Origin of the sequence: Ketogulonicigenium vulgare WSH-001 (genome assembly GCF_000223375.1) — a bacterium.
Taxonomy (GTDB): Bacteria; Pseudomonadota; Alphaproteobacteria; order Rhodobacterales; family Rhodobacteraceae; genus Ketogulonicigenium; species Ketogulonicigenium vulgare.
The window spans coordinates 2,283,552-2,307,271 of the sequence record NC_017384.1 but is presented as its reverse complement, the minus strand read 5'-3'; the positions used below and the strand labels follow the sequence as shown (position 1 = coordinate 2,307,271).

Annotated in this window: 23 protein-coding genes and 1 tRNA gene; 11 read left to right on the top strand and 13 right to left on the bottom strand. The window is 61.9% G+C overall.

Translation table 11 applies throughout. The annotated features are described in order from the left end of the window. Window positions 1–38: 38 nt before the first annotated feature. The 5 genes from KVU_RS11505 to tsaD form a co-directional block, all read right to left on the bottom strand. A complete protein-coding gene (locus KVU_RS11505) occupies window positions 39–650 on the bottom strand; it encodes a ribonuclease D (RefSeq protein WP_014538033.1) in 612 nt (203 codons plus the stop codon). Window positions 651–881: 231 nt separating this feature from the next. Next, on the bottom strand, window positions 882–1,310 hold the full coding sequence (locus KVU_RS11500) for an EVE domain-containing protein (protein ID WP_013385407.1): 429 nt from the start codon (window positions 1,308–1,310) through the stop codon (window positions 882–884). Next, window positions 1,310–1,579: a YciI family protein gene (locus KVU_RS11495; protein ID WP_013385406.1), complete on the bottom strand. Its 270-nt coding sequence runs from the start codon at window positions 1,577–1,579 to the stop codon at window positions 1,310–1,312. The genes KVU_RS11500 and KVU_RS11495 overlap by 1 nt, the downstream gene beginning before the upstream one ends. Further along, window positions 1,580–2,548: an NAD(P)H-dependent glycerol-3-phosphate dehydrogenase gene (locus KVU_RS11490; protein ID WP_013385405.1), complete on the bottom strand. Its 969-nt coding sequence runs from the start codon at window positions 2,546–2,548 to the stop codon at window positions 1,580–1,582. Continuing rightward, entirely contained in the window at window positions 2,545–3,639 is a 1,095-nt protein-coding gene (gene tsaD, locus KVU_RS11485; RefSeq protein WP_013385404.1) for a tRNA (adenosine(37)-N6)-threonylcarbamoyltransferase complex transferase subunit TsaD, read from the bottom strand. Before tsaD ends, KVU_RS11490 begins: the two co-directional genes overlap by 4 nt. A gap of 84 nt (window positions 3,640–3,723) precedes the next feature. Here tsaD and KVU_RS11480 point away from each other — a divergent pair, with 84 nt between their 5' ends. The 4 genes from KVU_RS11480 (at window position 3,724) to KVU_RS11465 (ending at window position 7,192) form a co-directional block, all read left to right on the top strand. Next, window positions 3,724–4,407: a uroporphyrinogen-III synthase gene (locus KVU_RS11480; RefSeq protein ID WP_013385403.1), complete on the top strand. Its 684-nt coding sequence runs from the start codon at window positions 3,724–3,726 to the stop codon at window positions 4,405–4,407. Window positions 4,408–4,461: 54 nt separating this feature from the next. Continuing rightward, a complete protein-coding gene (locus KVU_RS11475; RefSeq protein ID WP_013385402.1) occupies window positions 4,462–5,517 on the top strand; it encodes a COG4223 family protein in 1,056 nt (351 codons plus the stop codon). A 13-nt stretch (window positions 5,518–5,530) separates the two neighbouring features. Then, window positions 5,531–7,075, top strand: a complete 1,545-nt coding sequence (locus KVU_RS11470) for a heme biosynthesis protein HemY (protein ID WP_013385401.1) — start codon at window positions 5,531–5,533, stop codon at window positions 7,073–7,075. 41 nt (window positions 7,076–7,116) lie between these two features. Beyond that, window positions 7,117–7,192: transfer RNA gene (locus KVU_RS11465), tRNA-Thr, on the top strand. 79 nt (window positions 7,193–7,271) lie between these two features. On the opposite strand, the gene KVU_RS11460 is transcribed toward KVU_RS11465, so the two are convergent. From KVU_RS11460 to rfbC, 8 genes are all read right to left on the bottom strand, one after another. Next, the gene (locus tag KVU_RS11460) at window positions 7,272–8,561 is read right to left on the bottom strand and encodes an NtaA/DmoA family FMN-dependent monooxygenase (RefSeq protein WP_013385400.1); all 1,290 of its coding nucleotides are present in this window, start codon (window positions 8,559–8,561) and stop codon (window positions 7,272–7,274) included. Between the two features lie 10 nt (window positions 8,562–8,571). After that, the gene (locus KVU_RS11455; protein WP_013385399.1) at window positions 8,572–10,191 is read right to left on the bottom strand and encodes a dipeptide ABC transporter ATP-binding protein; all 1,620 of its coding nucleotides are present in this window, start codon (window positions 10,189–10,191) and stop codon (window positions 8,572–8,574) included. Continuing rightward, on the bottom strand, window positions 10,188–11,042 hold the full coding sequence (locus tag KVU_RS11450; protein ID WP_049776492.1) for an ABC transporter permease: 855 nt from the start codon (window positions 11,040–11,042) through the stop codon (window positions 10,188–10,190). Before KVU_RS11450 ends, KVU_RS11455 begins: the two co-directional genes overlap by 4 nt. A 4-nt stretch (window positions 11,043–11,046) precedes the next feature. Further along, entirely contained in the window at window positions 11,047–11,964 is a 918-nt protein-coding gene (locus tag KVU_RS11445) for an ABC transporter permease (protein WP_013385397.1), read from the bottom strand. Then, window positions 11,961–13,502: an ABC transporter substrate-binding protein gene (locus tag KVU_RS11440; RefSeq protein WP_013385396.1), complete on the bottom strand. Its 1,542-nt coding sequence runs from the start codon at window positions 13,500–13,502 to the stop codon at window positions 11,961–11,963. Before KVU_RS11440 ends, KVU_RS11445 begins: the two co-directional genes overlap by 4 nt. 191 nt (window positions 13,503–13,693) lie before the next feature. After that, complete coding sequence (locus tag KVU_RS11435) at window positions 13,694–14,215, bottom strand: cupin domain-containing protein (RefSeq protein WP_013385395.1); 522 nt, start codon at window positions 14,213–14,215, stop codon at window positions 13,694–13,696. Window positions 14,216–14,335: 120 nt separating this feature from the next. Then, on the bottom strand, window positions 14,336–15,385 hold the full coding sequence (rfbB, locus tag KVU_RS11430) for a dTDP-glucose 4,6-dehydratase (protein ID WP_013385394.1): 1,050 nt from the start codon (window positions 15,383–15,385) through the stop codon (window positions 14,336–14,338). Between the two features lie 3 nt (window positions 15,386–15,388). Continuing rightward, a complete protein-coding gene (gene rfbC / locus KVU_RS11425; RefSeq protein ID WP_013385393.1) occupies window positions 15,389–15,940 on the bottom strand; it encodes a dTDP-4-dehydrorhamnose 3,5-epimerase in 552 nt (183 codons plus the stop codon). Window positions 15,941–16,130: 190 nt separating this feature from the next. On the opposite strand from rfbC, the gene KVU_RS11420 reads away from it, so the two are divergent. The 7 genes from KVU_RS11420 (at window position 16,131) to ugpE (ending at window position 23,719) form a co-directional block, all read left to right on the top strand. Continuing rightward, window positions 16,131–16,658: a GNAT family N-acetyltransferase gene (locus KVU_RS11420; protein ID WP_013385392.1), complete on the top strand. Its 528-nt coding sequence runs from the start codon at window positions 16,131–16,133 to the stop codon at window positions 16,656–16,658. Window positions 16,659–17,000: 342 nt separating this feature from the next. After that, window positions 17,001–18,557 carry a TerC family protein gene (locus KVU_RS11415; RefSeq protein ID WP_013385391.1) on the top strand — a complete coding sequence of 519 codons (1,557 nt, stop codon included), beginning with the start codon at window positions 17,001–17,003 and terminating at the stop codon, window positions 18,555–18,557. Window positions 18,558–18,665: 108 nt separating this feature from the next. Beyond that, a complete protein-coding gene (locus tag KVU_RS11410) occupies window positions 18,666–19,526 on the top strand; it encodes a DMT family transporter (RefSeq protein WP_162491181.1) in 861 nt (286 codons plus the stop codon). 100 nt (window positions 19,527–19,626) lie between these two features. After that, window positions 19,627–20,397 carry a glycerophosphodiester phosphodiesterase family protein gene (locus KVU_RS11405; protein WP_013385390.1) on the top strand — a complete coding sequence of 257 codons (771 nt, stop codon included), beginning with the start codon at window positions 19,627–19,629 and terminating at the stop codon, window positions 20,395–20,397. 110 nt (window positions 20,398–20,507) lie between these two features. Next, window positions 20,508–21,830: a sn-glycerol-3-phosphate ABC transporter substrate-binding protein UgpB gene (ugpB, locus tag KVU_RS11400; protein ID WP_013385389.1), complete on the top strand. Its 1,323-nt coding sequence runs from the start codon at window positions 20,508–20,510 to the stop codon at window positions 21,828–21,830. A 143-nt stretch (window positions 21,831–21,973) separates the two neighbouring features. Then, window positions 21,974–22,858, top strand: coding sequence for a sn-glycerol-3-phosphate ABC transporter permease UgpA (gene ugpA / locus KVU_RS11395; RefSeq protein ID WP_013385388.1), 885 nt, complete (start codon window positions 21,974–21,976; stop codon window positions 22,856–22,858). Between the two features lie 12 nt (window positions 22,859–22,870). Further along, window positions 22,871–23,719, top strand: coding sequence for a sn-glycerol-3-phosphate ABC transporter permease UgpE (ugpE, locus tag KVU_RS11390; RefSeq protein ID WP_013385387.1), 849 nt, complete (start codon window positions 22,871–22,873; stop codon window positions 23,717–23,719). Window position 23,720 lies beyond the last annotated feature (1 nt).

The following is a 23,720-nucleotide window of genomic DNA, read 5'->3' as shown; positions in this document are numbered from 1 at the left end:
CCCGTTCCCTTCAGTGAAATGCGGCGCTTTTGATCGTCTCAATGTGCAAAGATGTCGTTTTCTTGCCAACCTTCAAGGTCGAGTCTAGCCCGCGTCGGCAGAAAATCAAAGCAGGCCTGCGCAAGGCCTGTGCGTCCCTCGCGCGCAAGCAGCGCGTCCAGATGCGCGCGCAGGCGGTGCAGATACAGCACATCGGATGCCGCGTAATCCAGTTGGGCGGGCGTCAGGCTGGCCGCGCCCCAATCCGACTGCTGCTGATGTTTCGAGATATCGACCCCGATCAGATCCTGCAGCAGGAATTTCAGCCCATGGCGTTCGGTATAGGTGCGCACCATTTTCGACGCGATCTTGGTGCAATAGACCGGCTGCGCCAGCGCGCCAAAAGCGTGATACATCGCGGCAATGTCAAAGCGGCCATAGTGGAACAGCTTCAGGATATTGGCGTCTTCCAGCATCCGCGCAAGATTTGGCGCACTGCGCTGGCCGGGGCTGATCTGGATCATATGGGCATTGCCATCCCCGCCCGAGATCTGCACCAGACACAGCCGGTCGCGGTGCGGGTTCAGGCCCATTGTCTCGCAGTCGATGGCAATAACAGGGCCAAGATCCAAGTCGTCGGGCAGGTCGTTTTGATACAGGAAATTGGCCATTTCTGCTCCGATCAGGGTTTCCCTGCAGATATCGCCCGACCCCACAGGGGTCAACCGCGATGCCATTGGCATTTTGTTAACCTTTTGGGTGCAAATGAGGGGTGCAGATATCAGGGGAATGGTTTGGAACAGGCTCGGATTGCGATCTTGCGCCCGAAATCGGTGCGCAGCGCCCTGCGCTACAGCCTGGGGCTGGGACGGCGCATCGAACTGGTCATTGGGCTGCGCAGCCTAAATCTGCACCCGATCAAGCCCGCCCATGCGGCAGATCAGTTTCCATTCATCGGTTGCGACCGGCTGGACGGATAGCCGCGACGATTTCACCAGCGCCATGTCCGCAAGCGCGGGTGTTGCCTTGATCGTATCCAGCGTGACGGGACGCGGCAGCTTTTCAACCGCAGTGACACTGACGCAATCCCAACGCGGGTCATCGGTTGTCGGATCTTGGGCGGCAGGCGCGATCACACGCATGATGCCGACGATCTCTTTGCCGATGTTCGAATGATAAAAGAACACCAGATCGCCGACCGACATTGCGCGCATATTGTTGCGCGCCTGATAGTTGCGAACGCCGCTCCATGCGCCGCCCGCAGGGCCAAGCGCCTGCTGATGATCCCAGCCAAATTCATCTGGTTCGGATTTCATCAGCCAATAGCGCATCAGCCGATGACCTTTTTCCATTCTTGGATCGTGACCTGTTCGAACAGGCCCGCCTTGCCATAGGGGTCACCCGCTGCCCAGTCCTTGGCCGCTTGCAGGCTGTCCGCCTCGATCACGATCAGCGATCCGACCATTTGGCCTGCCTCGTCCAAAAACGGCCCGGCAAATGCGACCTTGGTCGTGCCGAGGAACGCGACATGGGCGTCGCGATTGGCCAGACGGGTTTCAAGCGCGCCGGTCTTGTCGCGGCAGATAATGGCAAAGTGCATTCATTCCTCCTTCAGGGGCCGCGCCAGCAGATCCTGCATGGCGGCGGCTGGTGTTGTCTCGCCCCGGGTCAGTTGGGCGACCGTGGCGGTGATCGGCATCTCGATGCCCAGACGCGCGGCAAGTGCGCTTGCGGCGCTTGCGGTGGCGACGCCCTCGACAGTCATGCCTGCATCTGGCGCGCGACTCTCGCCCAGTGCAAGGCCAAAACGATAGTTGCGCGACTGCGCCGAGGTGCAGGTCAGCACCAGATCGCCAAGCCCCGAAAGACCGGCGAGCGTCTCGGGCCGTGCGCCCAAAGCCAGCGCCATCCGGCTCATCTCCGCATAGCCGCGCGTTAGCAGCGCGGCGCGGGCAGAATCGCCAAATCCAGCGCCGATGGTCGCGCCGCAGGCGATCGCCATGACGTTTTTCAGCGCGCCGCCCAGTTCTGCGCCGCGCAAGTCGGTGGTGCGGTAAAGGCGCAGGGTCGGGGTCGAGAGGGCAGCTTGCAGCATCTCGCCCACCGCCTCATCCGCGCAGGCCAGCGTCAGCGCGGTGGGCAATCCGCGCGCGATATCGGCGGCAAAGCTGGGGCCCGTCAGCACGGCGGGGATTGCATCGGGTACGGTTGCAGCAATGGTGGCGCTGGGCCCGTCCAGCGTTTCAAGGTCGATGCCCTTGGCGCAGGCCACCAGCGGGCGGCCCCCAAGGCGCGCGGCGTGTTTGATCAGGAACGGACGCAACGCCTGCGCCGGTACGGCCAGCAAAATGACCGAGGCTTGATCCAGCGCCTCTTTCAGCGAGGTGACATGCACATTCTTTGGCAGTTTGACGCCGGGCAGACGCGGGCTTTCGCCCGTCCAGTTCATCGTCGTCTCGGCCGTGATGTCGCGCACCCAAAGTTGCACGGCGCGCTGGGGATCAGCGCGGGCGATGGTCACCGCCAGTGCTGTTCCAAAGGCGCCTGCGCCAACCACGCAAATCGTCATGCTTTCGCTCCTTTTTTGCCAGCGCCGAGGAGGGGCGCGGCGGATGTATCGAGGGGCCAGCGCGGGCGGGCCGACAGGTCAAGGCCGCTGATCTGGCCGTTTTGCAGGGCCTCATAGCCCGCAAAAGCGATCATGGCGGCGTTATCGGTGCACAGCGCCAGCGGCGGCGCGACAAAATTCGCACCCATCTGCGCTGCAAGCTGCGTCAGTGCCGTGCGGATCGGGCCGTTTGCAGCCACGCCGCCCGCGACAGCAAAGGCGGGCGCGCTGGGCGCCAGCGCGAGGTATTCAATCAGCGCGCGTCGGGATTTCTCGTGCAAGATATCGACCACCGCCAGTTGAAAGGCGGCGCAAAGATCGGCGCGATCCTGCACCGTGATGCCGCCTTTTTCCTCCACTACCGCATCACGGGCGCGCAGCAGAGCTGTTTTCAGGCCAGAAAATGACATATCGCAACCGGGCCGATCCAGCAGCGGACGGGGCAGGGGAAAGCGGCGAGGATCGCCTTTTGTGGCCTCACGCTCGACCGCGGGGCCGCCGGGTTGCGGCAGGCCCAGAAGTTTCGCGGTTTTGTCAAAGGCTTCGCCCGGGGCATCGTCAATCGTGCCGCCAAGACGGCGGAAGTTGTCCGGCCCCTCAACCAGCAGAAACTGGCAGTGTCCGCCCGAAACCAGCAGCAACAGATAGGGAAAGTCCAACCCATCCGTCAGGCGCGGTGTCAGCGCGTGGCCAGCCAAATGATTGATCCCGATCAATGGCTTGCCGGTCGCCAGTGCCAGCCCCTTGGCGCACATGACGCCTGCCAGAACCCCGCCGATCAGGCCGGGGCCGGCGGTGACGGCGATGGCATCGATCTGATCCAGCGGCAGGCCGGACCTTTGCAGCGCGTCCTCGACACAGATGTCGACACGTTCGGCATGGGCGCGGGCGGCAATCTCGGGGACGACGCCGCCAAAATCGGCATGCAATTCGGTCTGGCCCGCGACGACCGAGGACAGGATCTCGGCATCTGATCCGTTGATGCGCAGCACGGCGGCTGCGGTATCATCGCAACTGGATTCAATGCCAAGGATGGTGAGTGCGGTCGTCATAGCAAGTGTCCCAAGGGGCGGGTTGCGCCCTGTCGCCCAGCAGGTAACATTTGCAGTCAAGCGAAACAACGGTGCGAGGGGCGAATGGCCGCGACATTGCTGCTGACCCGCCCGCTCGGCGCGGCCCAGCGATTTTTGGATGGGCTGGGGGTCGAGACGCCCCATCTGATCAGCCCGATCATGCGGATCGTCCCGCTGACCCCGCAGGTGTTGCGCGTGCCAAAGGCGCTGGTGCTGACATCGGAAAATGGCGCGGCGGCCTTGGCGCGCCTTGATCTGCCGCCCGGCCTGCCCGCGTGGTGTGTCGGCCTGCGCACAGCCGAGGTTGCCCGCGCCAATGGCGCCGATGCCATCGTGGCAGGCCCCGATGCCGCGCATTTGCTGCCCCGCATTCTGGCCGAGGGCGGAAATGGCCCTTTTTTGCATTTGCGCGGCGCGCATGTTGCCGCAGATGTGGCCGTGGCGCTACAGTCGGCGGGGCGTGTTTGCGATGCTTTGGTGGTCTATGATCAGCAGGATTGCCCGCTTTCACCCGCCGCCCTTGCGCTATTGAATGGCACAGCGCCTGTGGTTCTGCCGCTGTTTTCACCGCGATCTGCGGCTTTGGTGGCGAAAGCGGGGCCATTTGCGGCCCCATTGATCATCGTGGCCATCAGCCCGGCTGCGGCAGCATTGGCACCATCCGCCGCAAAGGTTTACGTTGCGCCCACGCCTGAACTTTCGGCAATGCAGCGCCTTGTCGCGCAAGCCGTTGGCGAAGCGGGTTGAAGCCCGCGCCGGGGCGGTTAGATTACAGTCTAAATAGCGTGATGGGAGAGTTCCATGCCAGATCCCGAGATCAAGCAAGACGAAGCTGTGCTCCCACCTGCGCCCGCGCGCGATCCGGCGCCCAGCGATGCGCCCAAACCCGTTGACGAGGTCGCGCCCAAGAAAGCCAGCGCTGCCGTGCCTTTGGTGCTGGCGGGGGTGGTTGCGGCGGCCTTGGGCTATGGTGCGGCTTACCTTGGCCTTGGGATGCAATTCAGCCCGCTTGCACAGCGGATGAGCGCGATTGAGGCGGATCTGGCCGCGCGCCCCGACCCCAGCGCCGCGCTGGATGCGCTGCGCACCGCCGTCGAGGCCCAAGGCGCCGCACAAACCGATATGCAGACCGCACTGGCGGATCAGATCGCCGCCGCGATTGCGCCGGTCGCTGCCCAGATCGAGGCGTTCGAGAGCCGTCTGAACACGGCCGAGGCAGCCCCCAGCGGTGCACCCATTGATACGTCGGCCTTCACGGCCGAGATCGACGCTTTGCGCGAACAGCTTGCGGCCCAAGGCGCGCAGTTGCAGGATTTCGCCTCCGCACGCGCGACCGAGGTGGCCGAGGCGACACAAACAGCCGTTGCGGCCGCGACCGCCGCTGCCAGCGATGCGCAACAACGTCTGATCGCTGCGACCCAAGACCGTCTGCGTGCCGCGATTGACAGTGGCGCAGGCTTTGCCGCGGCGCTGGCCGATCTGCAGGCCGAGGGTGTCGCGATCCCGCCCGCCTTGCAAAATATTGAAACCGTGCCGACCCTTGCGCAATTGCAGGACGATTTCCCCGCCGCCGCCCGTGCGGCGCTGGTTGCCGAACGCGGCAGTGAAAGCGGGTTGATGGGCTTTTTGCAGAACCGTTTTAACCTGCGCTCGGTCGCGCCGCGCGAGGGGACGGACGCGGATGCCGTTCTGTCGCGTGCGGGCGCGGCTGTTGCGACGGGCGATTTGACCGCAGCCTTGGCCGAGGTTGCAAGCCTGCCCCCGGGGGCGCAGGCTGCGATGGCTGAATGGACGGGCGCCGCGCAGGCCCGTTTGGATGCCGAGGCCGCCGTGGCCGCCATCTCACCGGCAGAATAGTGCAGAGGGAATGATGATCTGGTCACTGCTTAAAATCCTGACCTTCGTTGTGATCGTCACCGGTGTGACGGCCGGTGCCGTTTGGTTGGCAGAAATGCCCGGTGGTGCGGTTGTCACCCTTGGCGGGGTCGAGGTGACCCTGCGCCCGCTGGAAAGCGTCGTTGCGATTGCGATCGTGATGCTATTGTTCTGGGCGGTGCTGCGCCTGCTGGGTCTGCTGCTGGCGGTGCTGCGGTTCATCAATGGCGATGACACGGCCGTTTCGCGTTATTTCAGCCGTGGGCGCGAGCGTAAGGGTATGAAAGCCCTGTCCGACAGTGTGCTGGCGCTGGCCGCAGGCGAGGCGAAAGAGGCGCTGGCCCGTGCCAAAGTCGCGGATAAATACCTCGGCGCGCCTGATGTGACACATGTGCTGCTTGCCCATACCGCCGAGCGCGCGGGCGAGACCCATCTGGCCGAGGAAACCTATAAAGAATTGCTGACCAGCGATCGCACCCGCTTTGTCGCGTTGCAGGGGCTGATGAAGCAAAAGCTGACGGCTGGTGATACCGTCACTGCGCTGAAACTGGCCGAAGCCGCGTTCAAAGCCCGCCCCGAGAATGTCGAGGTGCAAGATGTTCTGCTGCGGTTGCAGGCTGAAAGCAGCGATTGGGCCGGTGCGCGTGCAACCTTGGGCGAAAAGGCACGGCGCGGCGCGCTGCCGCGTGATGTCTATCGCCGCCGTGATGCCGTGCTGGCCCTGTCCGAGGCGCAGGCCGTCTTTGACGACAAGGTGCCAATCGATGCGCGCGAACGCGCGATCGAGGCGAACCGTCTGTCCCCCGATCTGGTGCCCGCCGCCGTCATGGCCGCGCGCAGCTATATCAAGGATGGCAACCCGCGCTATGCCACGCGTGTCCTGCGCAAGGCCTGGGAAGTGCAGCCCCACCCCGATCTGGCCGAAGCCTTTGCCGAGATCATGCCCGACGAACGTCCCGACCAGCGTCTTGCGCGATTCGAGACGCTGACCAACCTGCGTACCGATCATGCCGAAAATAAAATGCTGCGGGCCGAGCTGCTGATCGCCAATGGTGATTTCCCGGCGGCGCGGCGCGCCTTGGGTGAATTGGTCGAGGGGGCGGATGCAACCTCGCGCTCGCTTGCGCTGATGGCCGCGATCGAGCGGGGCATGGGCGCTGACGAATCCGTGGTGCGCGGCTGGCTGACCCGCGCTTTGACGGCCCCGCGCGGGCCGCAATGGGTTTGCGGCCAATGCGGCAAGGTGCATGCGCAATGGCTGCCGGTCTGCGCGTCCTGCCATGGTTTTGACACTTTGGCCTGGACCACGCCGCCTGCCAGCGATTTCGCTATGCCAGGCGGCGCAGCAATGCTGCCGCTGATCGTTGGCGCGCCCGTTGCGCCGGTTGATCTGTCCGGCGATGTGGTTGAACAGGCGGTGAAACCGGCCCCAACGCCCGCGCCGCAGACCAAGGTCGAGGATGCGGAAGAAGAGGTCATTCTGCCGCCACCCCCTGACGTCGAGTTGCCCGAAGAAACCGATACACGACGCGCAAATTAGGTCTTTCCCTTGACGTTTCAGGATGCTATTTGCCGCGCGTCGCCGCTGTAGCTCAGCTGGTAGAGCACGTCATTCGTAATGATGGGGTCGGGGGTTCGAGTCCCTTCAGCGGCACCACTACCAAACAAAACCGCCGCCCCGGACAGGGCGGCGGTTTTGTTTTGGGCAAATGAAAAGGCCCCGCAGGGCCCCTTCGTTATTCCGGTGTTTTCAACCCCAGATGCGCGCGCAAGGTCTTGCCCGCATAGGATTTACGGTAAAGGCCGCGCTCTTGCAGCACAGGCACCACCAGATCGACGAAATCATCGACCCCGTCGGGCATGCTAGCGGGGATGATGTTGAACCCGTCTGCTGCGCCCGATGTGAACCATTTTTCCAGATCATCCGCGATCTCGTCCGGCGCGCCGACGACAATGCGGTGCCCGTGCGAGGCGATGGCCAGCGCCGCCAGATCGCGCAGGCGGTAATTCTCCTCGCGCGATTTTTGCAGCAGCATCTGCACGCGGCTTTGGCCGTGGACATTGGGACCGGGTTCGGGGACGGGGCCTTCGGGGTCATAGGTCGACAGGTCATAGCCCCAACGGCCCGAAAGCTGGCGGATACCGGCGGCGATATCGGTATTGTCCTGCAGCAGGGCGAATTTCTCGCGCGCCTCGGCATTCGTGCGGCCAACGATGGGCATGACGCCGGGCATGATCAGCGGCAGGTGGCCATCCGTGCGCCCTGCCGCAGCCTTGTACAGCGCGTCACGGAAGGCGAGGCCGTCAGCAATCGAATCCTGCGCGGTAAAGGCCACATCGGCGACCGAACCCGCAAGGCCGATGCCATCGCCCGAGGAGCCGGCCTGAAAGATCACGGGCTCGACCTGCGGCATGCGCGACAGGTTCAGGGGGCCGCGCACCTTATAGAACTGGCCCGCGTGGTTGATGTCATGGACGCGGTGACGGTCGACCATCGTGCCGCTGGCTTTGTCCAGCGCCAGCGCGCCCGGTTCCCACGAATGCCACAGGGCGCGGCAAACGGCGATATATTCGGCGGCGCGGGCATAGCGGGTGGCGTGATCCTCTAGCTTGTCCCAGCCGAAATTCTGCGCCGCGCGGTCGGATTGCGAGGTGACGACATTCCAGCCGACGCGCCCGCCCGACATATGATCGAGTGATGCGAACATGCGCGCGATATTCAGCGGTTCCGAAAACGAGGTCGAGACCGTCGCGACCAGCCCGATGCGGCTGGTGGTAGCGGCAATCGCGCCCAGCAGGGTCAGCGGTTCAAACCCGCCGGGGCGGCCCTGCTCGTCCAGCACCGGACCGACCAAATTATCGGCCAGAAAGAATGCGTCGAACAGGCCTTCCTCGGCCTTTTGGGCGGTGCGGATCGCCCAGGCCAGATCCTCGGGGTGGCCTTCGGCATCGTCGCGGCGCCACGCATAGGGGTGACGGCCCAGCGGCAGGTGGAAAAGGCCGAAATGCATCTGACGGTCTGTCATGGTCTATCCTTTAGGCGTGCTGCAAAGGGTTGCGGCGGAAACGGCTTTGGGCGGGATCGCTGTCGAGGATCGCGTCCAGAAGTTTGCGGGTATAATCATGCTGCGGTGCGCCAAAGACCTGATCGCGCGGGCCGGATTCGACGACCTTGCCCTGGCTCATCACCGCAACCTTGTCCGAGACGGCGTAAACACTGTCGAGGCCGTGGGCGATAAAGATCGTTGTCAGGCTGAATTCGGATTTCAGGCGCTGCAGCAGGGCCAGAATCTCGGCCTGAACCGAGACATCGAGCGCCGAGACAGGCTCGTCACAGATCAGCAGGCGCGGCCGCACCGACAGGGCGCGGGCAATGCCGACGCGCTGGCGCTGGCCGCCCGACAGTTGGTGCGGAAAGCGGGTTGCCATATCGGGGGACAGGCCGACTGTTTCCAACAGGCGGGCAGCCTCGTTCGCGGCCACGGTGCGGGACAGGCGGCTGAGGGCATAGAGGGGCTCGGTAATGATCGCGCCGATCCGCATACGCGGGTTCAGGGATGAAAACGGGTCTTGGAACACCATCTGCACATCGCTGCCAGCACCGGCGGGGCCATTGAGCAGGTCGCGCCCGTCAAACAGCACGCTGCCACTATCGGGGCGTTGCAATCCGGTGATGATCTTGGCCAGTGATGATTTCCCTGACCCCGATTCGCCTACGATGCCCAGCGTCTCGCCCGCCGCGAGTTGCAGCGAGACGTGATCCAGTGCCAGCGTTTTGCCGTCATAGCGCTTTGTAATATCGCGCAACTCTAGCAGAGGGGCTTTCGCGGCCTCGGGTGCGGCACTAGGCGCGCCGGTGCGGACCACAGCGGGCACATGGGGGGCAAGGCCGATCAGCTTTTGCGTATAGGGATGCTGCGGGCTGCGGAACAGTTGGGTCACGGGGGCTGCTTCGACAATCGCGCCGTGCTGCATGACGGCGACGCGGTCGGCGACCTGCGCCACCACCGACAAATCATGCGTGATGAACAGCACGCCTACGCCGGTCTGTGCCGCGGTCTCGACGATCAGCTCTAGCACCTGCGCCTGCACCGAGTTGTCGAGCGCGGTGGTCGGCTCGTCACAGATCAGCAGCGAGGGCTCGCCGGCCATGGCGATGGCCAGCATCACGCGCTGACGCATCCCGCCCGATAGTTGGTGCGGATATTCGTCCAACAGCTGTGCGGGGCGGGCAAGGCCCATGCGGGCCAGCAGGTCGGTTGCAACCGCGCGGCGCTGGGCGCGGGCGAGGCCGCGTTTATAGAACAGAACCTCGCCAATCTGATCGCCGATCGTCAGCACGGGATTGAGGGATGACAAAGGTTCTTGAAACACGATGCCGACCTCGGCCCCGCGCAGGGCGCGCCAGCCCTCCGGGGTCATCCGGGTCAGGTCGTGGCCGTTCAGCGTCGCAGTATCGGCGGTGAATTCAGCCCCGCGCGGCAGCAGACCCAGCGTGCTGAGGGCGGTCAGCGTTTTGCCCGATCCACTTTCGCCGACCAGTGCCACGATCTCATTGCGCGAGACATTCAGATCAACGCCGCGCACCAAGGTGGTGTGGCCCTCATCGCGCGGCAGGCTGATTGCGGCGTTACGATAGGTCAGAACGGGGGTCATGCCGGATGCCTCGGGTCTAGATAGTCACGCAGCCAGTCACCCAGCAGGATGATGCTGAAAACGGTCATGGTGACCGCCACGCCAGGGAAGGTTGCAACCCACCAGCTGGTGGCCAGCGACTGACGCCCCTCGGCCAGCATTTGCCCCCACGAGATACCGGGTGCCTGAATGCCAAAGCCCAGGAACGACAGCGAGCTTTCCAGCAGGATCACCGCGCCGATATTCAGTGTGGCAACGACGATAAAGGCGGGCAGGATGTTGGGCAGGATGTGCCGCCCCAGCAGCGTCGCACCTGACACGCGGGCAATCCGCGCCGCAGCGACGAAATCGAGGTCTTTGACGCGCAAAACTTCGGCCCTGACCATGCGGGCATAGACGACCCAGTTGGTCACGGCGATGGCGACGATCAGCGGCATCAGCCCCGATCCGACGACCAGCGCGACCACCAGCATGAACAGCAGCGTCGGGATCGCCAGCACCGCGTCGATGATGCGCATCAGCACCAGATCAACCCAGCCGCCGCGCAGCCCAGATATCAGCCCCACGACCAACCCGATAAAGGCCGATAGCGACACGGCGGCCAGCCCCACGATCAGTGATGCGCGCGCGCCATAGATGATGCGCGACAGCATATCGCGACCCTGACCGTCTGACCCCAGCAAAAAGAACTGGCCGTTGGTGCCCGATAGCGGCGGCAGGTTGCGCGCAGGCAGGCTGCGCCGGGTGGGATCGGCCAGCGGCAGCAGATCGGCAAAGACAGCCGACAGCACAATCACCGCAAACATCACGATGCCCAGCATGGCCGCGCGGCTTTTCAGCAGCGATTTCAAGGCGGGTGAGAGATGAGTCATAGCGTCACAACCGGATGCGGGGATCAAGCAGCCGATAGGCCAGATCCGTCAGAAAATTCAGCACCAGCGTCATAATGGTGATGACGAAAACCGCGATTTGGATGACCGCCATATCCTTTGTATAGATCGCTTGCACGATCAGCTGCCCAAGGCCGGGCCACGAGAACACGGTCTCGGTCACCAGCGCGCCTCCCAGCAGTGCGATGATATGCAGCGATGTCATCGTGACGGTGGGAATGGCTGCATTTTTCAAGGCATGTTTGAAAATCACCACCCGGTCAGGGATGCCCTTTGACATGGCGGTGCGGATGTAATCTTGGCCCAGCACTTCCAGCATACTGGCGCGGACAAGCTTTGCCAGATCGGCGGCAAAGCCGGTGCCCAGCGTGATCGCGGGCAAGATCAGATGCGCGAAACTGCCCGAACCCGATACCGGCAACCAGCGCAGCCAGACGCCAAAGATCAGGATCAGCATGATCCCGACCCAGAAATTCGGCATGGCTTTGAACAAAACCGCTGTGCCCGAAACGGTGTAATCCACCGCGCTATTGTGGCGCAAAGCCGCGATAATGCCGGCAGGAATTGCGATGATCAGCGCCACGACCAGCGCGCCGAATGTCAGCAGCAGCGTCGCGGGCAGGCGGTCCAGCACAATGGGCAGGGCCGATGTGCCATAGCGATAGGATGTGCCGAAATCCCCCTGCAGGATATTCGCCATATAGCGGACATATTGAATATGCGCCGGCTGATCGAGGCCCCAGGCGGCAATCAGTGCCGCCCGGTCTGCCTCGGTCGCATCATCCGGGATCATCATGGCCGTGGGGTCGCCCGTCAGGAAAACCAGAACAAAGACGATCAGCGACACGATATAAAGAACGGGAATCGCTTGCAGAACAAAGCGCCCCAAGGCCCGGATGATCATACGCGACGGGCCCCTTCGGCGGGGATCATCTCGTCAAAGCGGCCGTCAAAGCTGATACGCGCGTTCACGCCATAGATGGCTTGAGGGTACAGCAGGCCGATGCGGGCGCGGGCGTCGGTCATGATCTGCTGGCCCTCGCGCAGGATCGCCAGACGCTCCTCCTCGGTCGGGGCGGCAGCGGCTGCGGCCTCCAGCCCGTCGAACGTCGCATCGTGCCAGTCGTTGTTGAAACGGTTCAGGATCGAGCGCGGCAGCAGGATCGAGGCGTCGGTATACGACCCCATGCCCCACAGATACATATCGCCCAGCTCGAAACTGTTCAGGCGCGAGTTGAAGACGCTCCAGTCCAGCACTTCAAGACGGGCGTCCAAACCGATGTCTTGCAGATAGCCGACAACAGCCTCGGCAATCTCGCGGTCTTTCACATAACGGCCTGAGGGGCTGGAGAGGGTGATCGTGGTGCCTTCGGCGCCCGCCTCGGCAATCAATTCGCGCGCGCGGTCAGGGTTAAAGGTGCTGTCATCGCCGGTCAGATCGGGGTTGAAGCCCGGAATCTTTGGCGGAAACAGGCCGCGCGTCGGGGCGGCAAAGCCCTCGACGACAAACTCAGCCAGCTCGGGGCGGTTGATGGCAAGGTCGATGGCCTCGCGCACCAGCGGGTTCGCGGTGGCGCTGCCTTCGGCGACGCGGACATGCAGCGCGATATTGCGCGCGATGTCAAAGCTGACGACCTGTGTGGCGGGGTCAGCGGCGATACGGGCGATGTCCTCGGGCGGGATGTTCACCGCGATATCGACGCCGCCGGTGATGAATTCCGCCACGCGGGTCGAGGTTTCGGGGATCGCGCGCACGACGATCTGTTCCCAATGCGGGGTGCCGCCCCACCAGTCGGTGTTCGCATCCAGCACGACGCGGTCGGCCTTGCGCCATTCGCGGAATTTATAGGGGCCGGTGCCGATGGGGTTCTCGAAGAACGCCTCTTTGCTGGCCGCAGCCTCGAAGGCGGCTTTGGGCAGCAGGCCGGCACCATTACCAACCAAGCTGTGCAGCAGCAGCGCGTCGCGGCCGTCGGTGATAATCTCGATCTGATAGGGCGACAGGACGTTCGCTTCTTTGATGGTGCGAAAACGCGCGGTGCTGCGCAGCTTTGCATCGCCTTGCGTGCGCTCGATCGTGAATTTCACATCTTCGGCGGTAAAGGGGCTGCCGTCATGCCATTTCACATCATCGCGCAGATCAAAGATCCAACGAATCTGATCTTCGGTCGTCCAAGACGTCGCAAGGTTCGGCGTGAAGACCAGCGTCTCGCCCGAGAAATCCTTGTTCACGAGGTAATCGTAAAGATTGACCAGCGTCGCCTCGGTGCTGTTGTTGGCATGGTCGGCCGGGTCCAGCGAGAGAATGTCATTCCCCTGCGCAATGGTCAGCGTGGTGCTGGACTGCGCGCGGGCCAGGCCCGGAAAACCAAAAGAGAACAGCGCAGGCGCAGCGGCCGTGGCGCCAAAATACTTTAATACATCGCGACGATTGGTTGCCATTTGAAACTTCTTTCACGGATCTTGCAGCCGCCCCGACTTTCCGGGGGACCTTGTTCGCGACAGCAATAGCATTCTACAGCAAGGGTCGGCTTCCAAAGTCCGCCCCCAGCTTGGCATTGCTATGCTGTCGCACTGGGGTCGGACGATGATTTTATTTCCCAAGACGATTCGATTGGTCGGGAATCGCGGGATTAGCCCTCGCGGTGGATCGGATCGATCCACGGGACATTCTCGGGCTGCTCGACCGGGTCGATGTCGGTGATATTCACCACGACGGCCTCGTTGTCCGAGCGCACCAATACGCATTCCAGCGTCTCATCGGGGTTCGCATTGATTTCCTGATGCGGCACATAGGGCGGCACATAGATGAAATCGCCGGGGCCAGCTTCGGCCACGAATTCAAGACGTTCGCCCCACCGCAGGCGCGCGCGGCCACGCACGACATAGATGACGCTTTCCAGCGGACCATGATGGTGAACGCCGGTTTTGGCGTTGGGCGCAATGGCAACGGTGCCGGCCCAGATCTTTTCCGCACCGACGCGGGCGTGGTTGATTGCGGCCTGACGGTACATGCCGGGGGTCTGCGCGGTATTTGCATCCAGCTTGTCGCCGGGGATGACGCGCACGCCATCGTATTTCCACGGCGCATCGGACGGCGTATCGTGGTGATGATGGTCGTGATCGTGATCGTCGTGAGAGTGGTCGTGAGGCATTGTCCGGCTCCTGTCGCAAGCATCATGCGAGTCTGGGGCGGGGGGTAGCCTGGGTCAACTGGCGCAAGGTGGAACAAGAATGCCAATATTGCGCCAGTTTATAGAATAATACTGCTGCCCTCAGGCCTTGGTGCCCAGCCTTTGGCCGACGCCATGCCGGTCCAGCAGCGGCTGCCACCAGCTTTCATTGGCCAAATACCAATCTACCGTCAGCGCAAGGCCCTGCTCGACCGTGACCGAGGGGCGCCAACCGAGTTCGGTGCGAATGCGTTCGGGTTCAATGGCATAGCGTGCATCATGGCCGGGACGGTCGGTGACAAAGGTAATCTGGTCGGCATAGCTGCCGCTGGTTTTGGGCTGTTTCTCGTCCAAAATCGCGCAGAGAGTTTGCACCAGTTCAAGGTTGGTGCGCTCATTCTCGCCGCCGATATTATAGCTGCGGCCGAGTTTACCCTTTTCCAGCACTGTCAGCAGGGCGGTCGCGTGATCCTCGACATAGAGCCAGTCGCGAATGTTCGATCCATCGCCATAAATCGGCAGGGGTTTACCGGCCAAAGCGTTCAGGATGATGACGGGGATCAGCTTTTCGGGAAAGTGGAAGGGCCCGTAATTGTTGGAACAATTCGTCAGCACAACCGGCAGCCCATAGGTTTCGTGCCAGGCGCGCACCAGATGATCCGACGCGGCTTTGCTGGCGGAATAGGGGCTGCGGGGATCGTAGGGGGTATCCTCGGTGAATTTCACCGCCGGGTCATGGGGCAGCGATCCGAAGACTTCGTCGGTTGAAATATGGTGAAAGCGGAAACCCTCGGGCTTGCCGCGACCCTCCCAATAGGCACGGGCGGCCTGCAGCAGCGTATAGGTGCCCATCACATTCGTTTCGACAAAAGCCCCCGGCCCGTCGATCGAGCGGTCCACATGGCTTTCGGCGGCCAGATGCATGACGGCATCGGGGGCGTGGCGCGCGAACACGGCCTCGAGCGCTGCGGCATCGCGAATGTCGGCCTGTTCAAAGGCATAAAGCGGGCTATCCGCAACCGATGCCACGTTATCGAGGCAGGCTGCATAGGTTAGCGCATCAAGGTTCACCACATGATGGCCCGCCGCCACCGCCTGTCGCACCACGGCCGAGCCGATGAAACCGGCGCCGCCGGTAATCAGGATTTTCATGACTTATCCCTTGAAATCAAAAGGCGAATCAAAATCAGAAAGCGGCACCGCGCGCAGATCCTTGTCCGATAGCAGCGGCTCGCCTTCAAGCGGCCATTCAATGCCGCAGCTATCCCACAGCACCGCACCGTCGCAGTCGGGGGCATAGTAATCGGTGCATTTGTAAACAACCTCGGTCTCAGGCTCGAGGGTGACGAAGCCGTGCAGGAACCCCTCGGGGATCAGCAGTTGGCGACCGTTTTCAAAGCTGAGTTCAACCCCAACCCATTTGCCATAGGTGGGGCTGCCCTTGCGGATATCGACCGCCACATCAAACAGCCGCCCGCGCCCGCAGCGCACCAGTTTCGCCTGCGCATGGGGGGGCGATTGGAAATGCAGCCCGCGCAACGTGCCGACTCGCATCGACAGCGAGTGGTTGTCCTGCACGAAATCATAAACAAGGCCCGCATCAGCCATACGCTGCCGGTTCCAGCTTTCCGAGAAAAATCCCCGTGCATCGCCGTGACGTGCGGGTGTTACAATCATCACGCCGGGAAGCGAGGTTTCTTCAATCATTGTAAATGGTTCCGCTGCTAGGTTCGGTCCCCGCGCGCGCGGGTTAATCATGCGCTAATGGACGCATTGCTCGGGCACAATAGTCAACGCGAAACTTACGATATGATGAAGAGAAATCTTAACTTATCGCATATCTTGTGCCGGGCGGCGCCGCGTCGCAAGCTATGTTGGCATATTCAAGGATGCCAAGATGCCCCCTCTTACGATCCGCAGCCTGCGCCCCGATGATTCCGCGCAATTGATCGAGATCTACCGCCACGAATCGGTGCTGGCCTATACCGCGCAGGTGCCGCATCGGTCCGAAAGCTTTTGGCGCGACTTTTATGTGACGCGCGATCCGGACGCGGTCGAGCTGGTAGCAGAGGTGCAGGGCCGCGCCATCGGGCACCTCGGCCTCATCCAGAATCGCAATCCGCGCCGCAAGCATGTTGCCAGTTTCGGCCTTGCCGTGCATCCCGATTTTCAGGGGCAAGGCGCGGGCGGGGGCCTGATTGCCGAGATGCTGAACATGACCGACAATTGGTTGAATATCCTGCGGGTCGAGCTTTCCGTGTCCGTCGATAACGCGCGTGCCATCGCACTTTACCAGCGCTATGGCTTTCAATCCGAACATGAAACCCGGTTTGATTTGTTCACAGGCGGCCGTTTTGTGAACACGCTGCATATGGCGCGGTTCCATCCGAACTGGGCCGATCTGGTCCCCGGCCAGCCGATTTAAATACGTCAGGCTTGTTTTTGCGGGCAAAGGCATTAGTATACGCTGATGTCATGGCCCCGTCGGGCCTGGAGGGACAGTTGGAACATACCCCGTTACGAGGGTTCGGCATCAAGCGCGCGGCATCAAGCGCGTGTCCCGTGGCTGCGCGCCACGATGCTCCGACACTTACGCCCCCTTCAGATGGGGACGACGACCCCGACCCTTCCCCGTCTGACCGATGTAGGCGGCTACGCTTTTCCGCGTGGCCGCATCTAAGCCTGAATTTTGATCCGCCTTTGAACCGTGCTGCATTCAGCGCGGCTTTTGGCGTGTCCCCTTTCCCCCTTACCGGAGACCAAACCCGTGTTGTTTGAATGGATGTCCGACCCCGCCGCCTGGGCCGGCCTAGCGACGCTGATCGTGCTAGAGATCGTGCTAGGTATCGACAACCTTGTGTTTATCGCCGTGCTGGCCGACAAATTGCCCCCCCATCAACGCGAGCGCGCCCGTATCATCGGCCTGTCGCTGGCGCTGGGGATGCGCTTTGTGCTGCTGGCGTCCATCGCGTGGATTGTCACGCTGCAAACCGACCTGTTCCATCTGTTTGGACATGGTTTCTCGGGGCGCGATCTGATCTTGATCTTTGGCGGCCTGTTCTTGCTGTTCAAAGGCACGATGGAGCTGCATGAGCGTCTGGAAGGTCACCATTCGACCAAGGCGCAAAACCCGGTGCACGCCGCGTTCTGGCAGGTTCTGCTGCAGATCGTCGTGCTGGATGCGGTCTTTTCGCTGGATAGCGTGATTACGGCTGTGGGCATGGTTCAGCATCTGTCGATCATGTATATCGCTGTTATCGTTGCGATGTCGGTCATGCTGCTGATGGCAAAACCGCTGATGTCATTTGTCTCGAAACACCCGACGGTTGTGATCCTGTGTCTGGGCTTTTTGATGATGATCGGTTTCTCGCTGATCGTCGAAGGCTTTGGCTTCCACATCCCCAAAGGGTATCTCTATGCCGCAATCGGCTTTTCGGTCCTGATCGAGGCGCTGAACCAGATCGGTCGCCGCAACCGCGAGCGCTTTATCTCGTCGGGCGATTTGCGTGACCGCACCGCTGACGCCGTGCTGCGTCTGCTGGGCGGCAGCAAGGGCGAACAACTGGGCGGCACCGCCGATATGATCGCCGAGCAATCCGCCTCGCAAGAGCTGTTTGCCCGCGAAGAAAAGGAAATGATCCAAGGCGTTCTGACGCTGTCCTATCGTCCTGCCACCTCGGTGATGACGCCGCGCAGCGACATCGACTGGATCAACCTCAGTGATGATCTGGACACGATCCGCAGCCAGATCTTGTCGCAGGGCCATGCCCGCTATCTGGTCTCGAACGGTGCGTTGGATGACTTTATGGGCGTGGCGCTGACCCGCGATCTGATGCGCGACCTGCTGACCGAAGGGCGCATCAATCCCGAGCGTTCGGTGCGCGAGGCGCTGGTCGTGCATGAAAGCGTCTCAGTGTTGCGCCTGATTGAACAGCTGCGCAGCTCGAACGTGCAGATGGCGGTGATCGTGGACGAGTTCGGCTCGTTGGAGGGGATCGCGACCCCGACCGATGTGCTAGAGGCCATCGCCGGTGACTTCCCCGACGAGAACGAGGCCCCCGCGACCGAAGTTCTGGGCGCGGATGGATCATGGCTGTTGGACGGCTGGGTCGATATTCGCCGCGCCTCGCAACTGCTGGACGTTGACCTTGAGGATGATACCGAGCGTTATTCGACCCTAGCCGGCTATCTGCTGCGCCACATGCGCCGCATGCCGCAAAACGGTGATACGCTAGAGGTCGAGGGCCTGCTGTTCGAGGTTGTCACAATGGACGGCAACGCCATCGACAAGCTGCGTGTGAAAAAAGTAGCGGCTGGCGTCTAAGGCGAGATAAGTGTCGAAAATCTAAGGGGGCGGCGCGGCATTGCATTGGCAATCCGCGCCGCCCCTGTCATGTGTGGCGCCTGCCTCTTATTGCTGGTTCCCCGTTCATTGCGCCCCATCGACATCGCCTTTTTCACCTGCATTTGCCTTGTCTGGGCGATCAATCTGATCGTCAGCCGGGTGCTTTTCACCACATTCGACGTCGCGCCGATCTTTTACGCGACATTGCGATTCATATTGGTGGCGGTGATTCTATCGCCCCTGCTGTTTCCGCTGCCGCCGCGTGTCTGGGGCTTTGTCGGGATCGGCCTGCTGATGGGCGGTTTGCATTTCGGGCTGAATTTCATGTCGCTGGCCACGGCACCTGCGGGCACGGTGTCGATCGTGCTGCAATCCAGTGTGCCCTTTACCGCCGTTTTGTCGTGGCTGTTGCTGGCCGAGGTGATCACACTGCGCATGACGCTGGGCATTATCCTGTCGCTTTGCGGTGTGCTGGTGGTGATCTGGAAACCCGGCACCAGCCTGCTTGAGCCGGGTCTGATCTTTGCACTGGGGTCCGCAGGATGTATCGCGCTGGGCTCGGTTTTGTTGAAACGGATGCCGCCGATTGGCCCTTACCGCTTTCAGGCGTGGTCGGCGGCGGTCTCGATTATTCCGCTGGTGATCATGACCTATCTGCTGGAGTTCGACCGTTGGGGCAGTGCGGTCGCCGTCGGTTGGCCGTTCTGGGGGGCCTTGGCCTTTTCCGTGCTGCTGGTCACGATGTTCAGCCATGTCGGCTATATCCGCCTGCTGCAGCGTTATCCGGCCAGCCTGATGGCGTCATTGGGGCTGATGATGCCGCTGATGACCATCGCGCTGGGCGCAGTTCTGCTGGATGAACAGGTCAGCCTGATCATGCTGGCGGGCGCGGCAATTGCCATTGCGGGATTTGTCGTCGTGCTATGGGCGCCACGTCCGCGCCCCTAGGGTATCATCCCTTCGACACCAAATTGTTGCACAGCTTTTACATTCCCGGCGCATCGGCTGCGCTGGCGCCATTGGCGCGTCTTAACAGCCGAGATGTGATATGACCAAGATCATGGGCCACCGTGGGGCCCGCAACCTATGGGCGGAAAACTCGCTTGAAGGGTTCCGCGAAGTGCTAAAGCTGGAGGCCGAGGGGCGCGGCGTCTCGGGCGTCGAATGCGATGTGCATCTAAGCCAAGCGGGCGAGGTGATCGTCATCCATGACGCCACGCTGTCGCGCACCACAAGCGGCACCGGCGATGTCCGCGCGCTGTCGCCCGAGGCGCGCAAAGCCATCACGCTGCGCGATGATACCGGCGCGATGACCGGCAATCATCTGGCGACTTTGGACGAGGCGCTGGATGTGATTCTGGCCCATCCCAGCGCGATTTTCTTTATTGAAATCAAGTCGGACGACGATCACAAGCCCTATCCGGGCCTGGCCGCCGCCGTCGCAAACCTGCTGCGCGCGCGGGCGGTCGATCCCGCGCGGATCTGTATACTCAGCTTTGATCTGTCGGTGCTGTCCGAATTGCACGAGATCGCCCCCGAATTTCCGCTGATGCTGTGCATCTATGAAAAGAACGCGCAAATCTATGGCGGGCTCGAGGCGCTGCTGCACAAGATCGACGGTTGGGTGGCCTATGCGGCCTTCCATAACCTTTATCTGGAAACGCGCTTTGACCGTGTGGCGGCCCTGCGCGCGCCCGAGCGTCTGACCGTCTGGACGCCCAACAGCGCCGAGGAACTGGCCCGCTGGATCGCCCGCGGCGTGGCCTATGTTCACACCGACCGCCCCGACATCGCCCTTGCCCTGCCGGGTGCCGAATAAAGCGGCGTCACCAAACCTTCATGGCCGTGCCATCCAAGCGCCACATCCCTTACTTATCTGGCGCCCCATGCCGGTCTGACCGGCGCGGATCATCCATACGGGAGTTCAGGATGAAAAAGACCCTTTTGGCCTCTGGCACGGCCCTCGCCCTGCTGGCCCAAGGTGCCTATGCACAGACCGAAGTCACGTGGTGGCATTCGATGTCGGGCGAACTTGGCACCAAGCTGGAAAGCATCACGGCCGATTTTAACGCCAGCCAAAGCGACTATACCGTGACCCCGATCTATCGCGGCAGCTACGAAGAATCGCTGGTCGGCACCATCGCTGCCTTCCGCGCGAACGAGCAGCCCGTTCTGGTTCAGGTCTACGAAGTTGGCACCGGCACGATGATGGCCGCCAAAGGCGCCGTCTATCCCGTCTACCAACTGATGGCCGATACCGGCCTGCCGTTCGACCCCAGCTCGTATCTGTCGGCTGTCGTCGGTTACTATTCGGACACCGAAGGCAATATGCTGTCGATGCCGTTCAACTCGTCGACCCCGATCCTGTATTACAACAAAACCGTGTTCGAAGCCGCTGGCCTCGACCCCGAGCAGCCGCCGCAAACCTGGGCTGAAGTTGAAAGCTTCTCGCGTCAGATCATCGAGGCCGACGCCGCAAGCTGCGGGATCGCGCTGTCCTATGCTGCGACCTGGGTCGGCACCGAGAATTTCTCGGCCTGGCACAACCAGCCCATCGGCACGCTGGAAAATGGCTTTGGTGGCCTGGCGACCGAGCTGCAACTGAACGGCCTGCTGCAAGTGCGCTTCTGGGAAGATCTGAAGAAGTGGCAGGACGAGGGCGTGTTCCGCTATGGCGGCCCTGCAGGCGGTGCTGAAGCTGCGCCGTCGTTCTATGCGCAAACCTGCGCCATGTTCATCGGCTCGTCCGCCTCGCGCGCTGGCATCATGAACAATGCCACCGATTTCGAAGTCGGCTTCGGCTTTCAGCCGCATTACGACGACGTTGCTGGCGCACCGCAAAACTCGATCATCGGCGGCGCGACCCTGTGGGTTCTGCGCGGTCATGACGAGGCCGAATACCAAGGCGCGGCGGCTTTCCTGAACTATCTGTCGAGCGCCGAAGTGCAGGCCGACTGGCACCAGGCGACCGGCTATCTGCCGATCACCCAAGCCGCCTATGACCTGAGCACCGAGCAAGGCTATTATGAAGCCAACCCCGGCTCGGACACGTCGATCCGCCAGCTGACACTGAACGCACCGACCGAAAACTCGAAAGGTCTGCGTTTTGGTAACTTCACGCAAATCCGCGCTGTGTTCGACCAAGAGCTGGAAGCGACCCTGTCGGGCGCGAAAACCGCTGAACAAGCGCTGAACGATGCGGTCGCCAACGGCAACCAGATCCTGCGCGATTTCGAAGCGGCCAACCAGTAACCACACCAATCAGACAGCGGGGCGCGCGTTACGCCCCGCTGTTTTTGCTATCGGCTGGGGGGCGCCATCCGCTCCGCTGCTTTTCCTATCGGCTGAGGGGCGGCCATCCGTCCCGCAGCTTTTCCTATTTCCGGACAGGTTCCATGCAATCGAAACGCGCCATCTTCCCCGGGCAGTGGCTGCCTTGGGTGTTACTGGCTCCACAGCTGGCCATCACGCTTATCTTCTTCATTTGGCCGGCAGGGCAGGCGGTCTGGTTTTCATTCCTGCGACAGGACCCTTTTGGCCTGTCCTCGACCTTCATCTGGTTTGACAATTACGCGCGCATTTTCCGCGATCCGTCCTATCTGAAAGCGATCAATCGCACCGTGGTGTTTGCCGTGGGCGTGACGGTGCTGGCGATGTCGATCTCGATCCTGCTAGCGGTGGCGGTGAACCGCGTCATCCGCGCCAATCGCGTCTATTCCACGCTGCTGGTCTGGCCCTATGCCGTGGCCCCCGTCGTTGCAGGCGCGCTGTGGTGGTTCATGTTCAACCCGACACTGGGCATCTTGCCCCATGCGCTGAAGGCATTCGGCATCACCTGGAACCACCGCATCGACGGCAATCAGGCCATGCTGATGGTCATTCTGGCCGCGACGTGGAAACAGGTGTCCTATAACTTCCTGTTCTTCCTGGCCGGTCTGCAATCCATCCCGCAATCCCTGACCGAGGCCGCTGCCATTGATGGCGCCGGGCCTATCCGCAGGTTCTGGACGATTGTCTTCCCGCTGCTGTCGCCGACGACCTTCTTCTTGCTGATCATCAATATGAACTACGTGCTGTTCGACACATTCGGCACGATTGATGGCGCCACCGCAGGCGGCCCCAATGCCGAGACGACGACCCTTGTCTACAAAGTCTATGCCGATGGCGTGAAGGGCCTAAACCTTGGCGCATCTGCCGCACAATCGGTCGTGCTGATGGGATTTGTGATCCTGCTGACCTTCATCCAGTTCCGCTATGTCGAGCGGCGCGTGCAATATTAAAGGTCCGGATCAATGGTTGAAAAACGTCCCCTTTTGACAATCCTGTCGCATGTCGTGCTGATCCTTGGCGTGCTGGCGGTGATCTTTCCAGTCTATCTGGCCTTTGTCGCCTCGACCCACCCGCAATCAACCTTTCTCAGCGGCGTGACGCCATTGCTGCCGGGCGATCAGATGCTGAACAACTATGGCCGGATGCTGATGGATGGCAATTCGCTGGCCGGCGCGCCGCCACTGCTGCAAATGTTGCAGACCACGATTGTCGTGGCGGTGCTGATCACGATCGGCAAGGTGTTTATCTCGTTCCTGTCGGCCTATGCGATCGTCTATTTCCGCTTTCCGTTCCGCGGCTTGGCATTTTGGACAATCTTCGTCACGCTGATGCTGCCGGTCGAGGTGCGGATCATCCCGACATTCGAGGTGGTCGCGAACCTTGGCCTGCTCAATAGCTATGCGGGCCTGACGCTGCCGCTGATCGCATCGGCCACCGCGACCTTCTTGTTCCGCCAGTTCTTTCTGACCGTGCCGGACGAGCTAGCCGAGGCTGCGCGCGTCGATGGTGCAGGTCCCTTGCGCTTTATGAAAGACATACTGCTGCCGCTGTCGCGCACCAATATCGCGGCGCTGTGCGTGATCATGTTCATCTATGGCTGGGTGCAATACCTGTGGCCGATGCTGATCACCACGGATCAGAAATTCTACACAATCGTCATGGGGATCAAGCGCTTGCTGGATATCGCCGACGGTGAACCTCAATGGAATATCGTGATGGCGGGCGTGATGCTGGCCATGTTGCCGCCGGTTCTGGTGGTGATCTTTATGCAAAGGCTTTTCGTTAAAGGCCTTGTCGAGACGGAGAAATAAC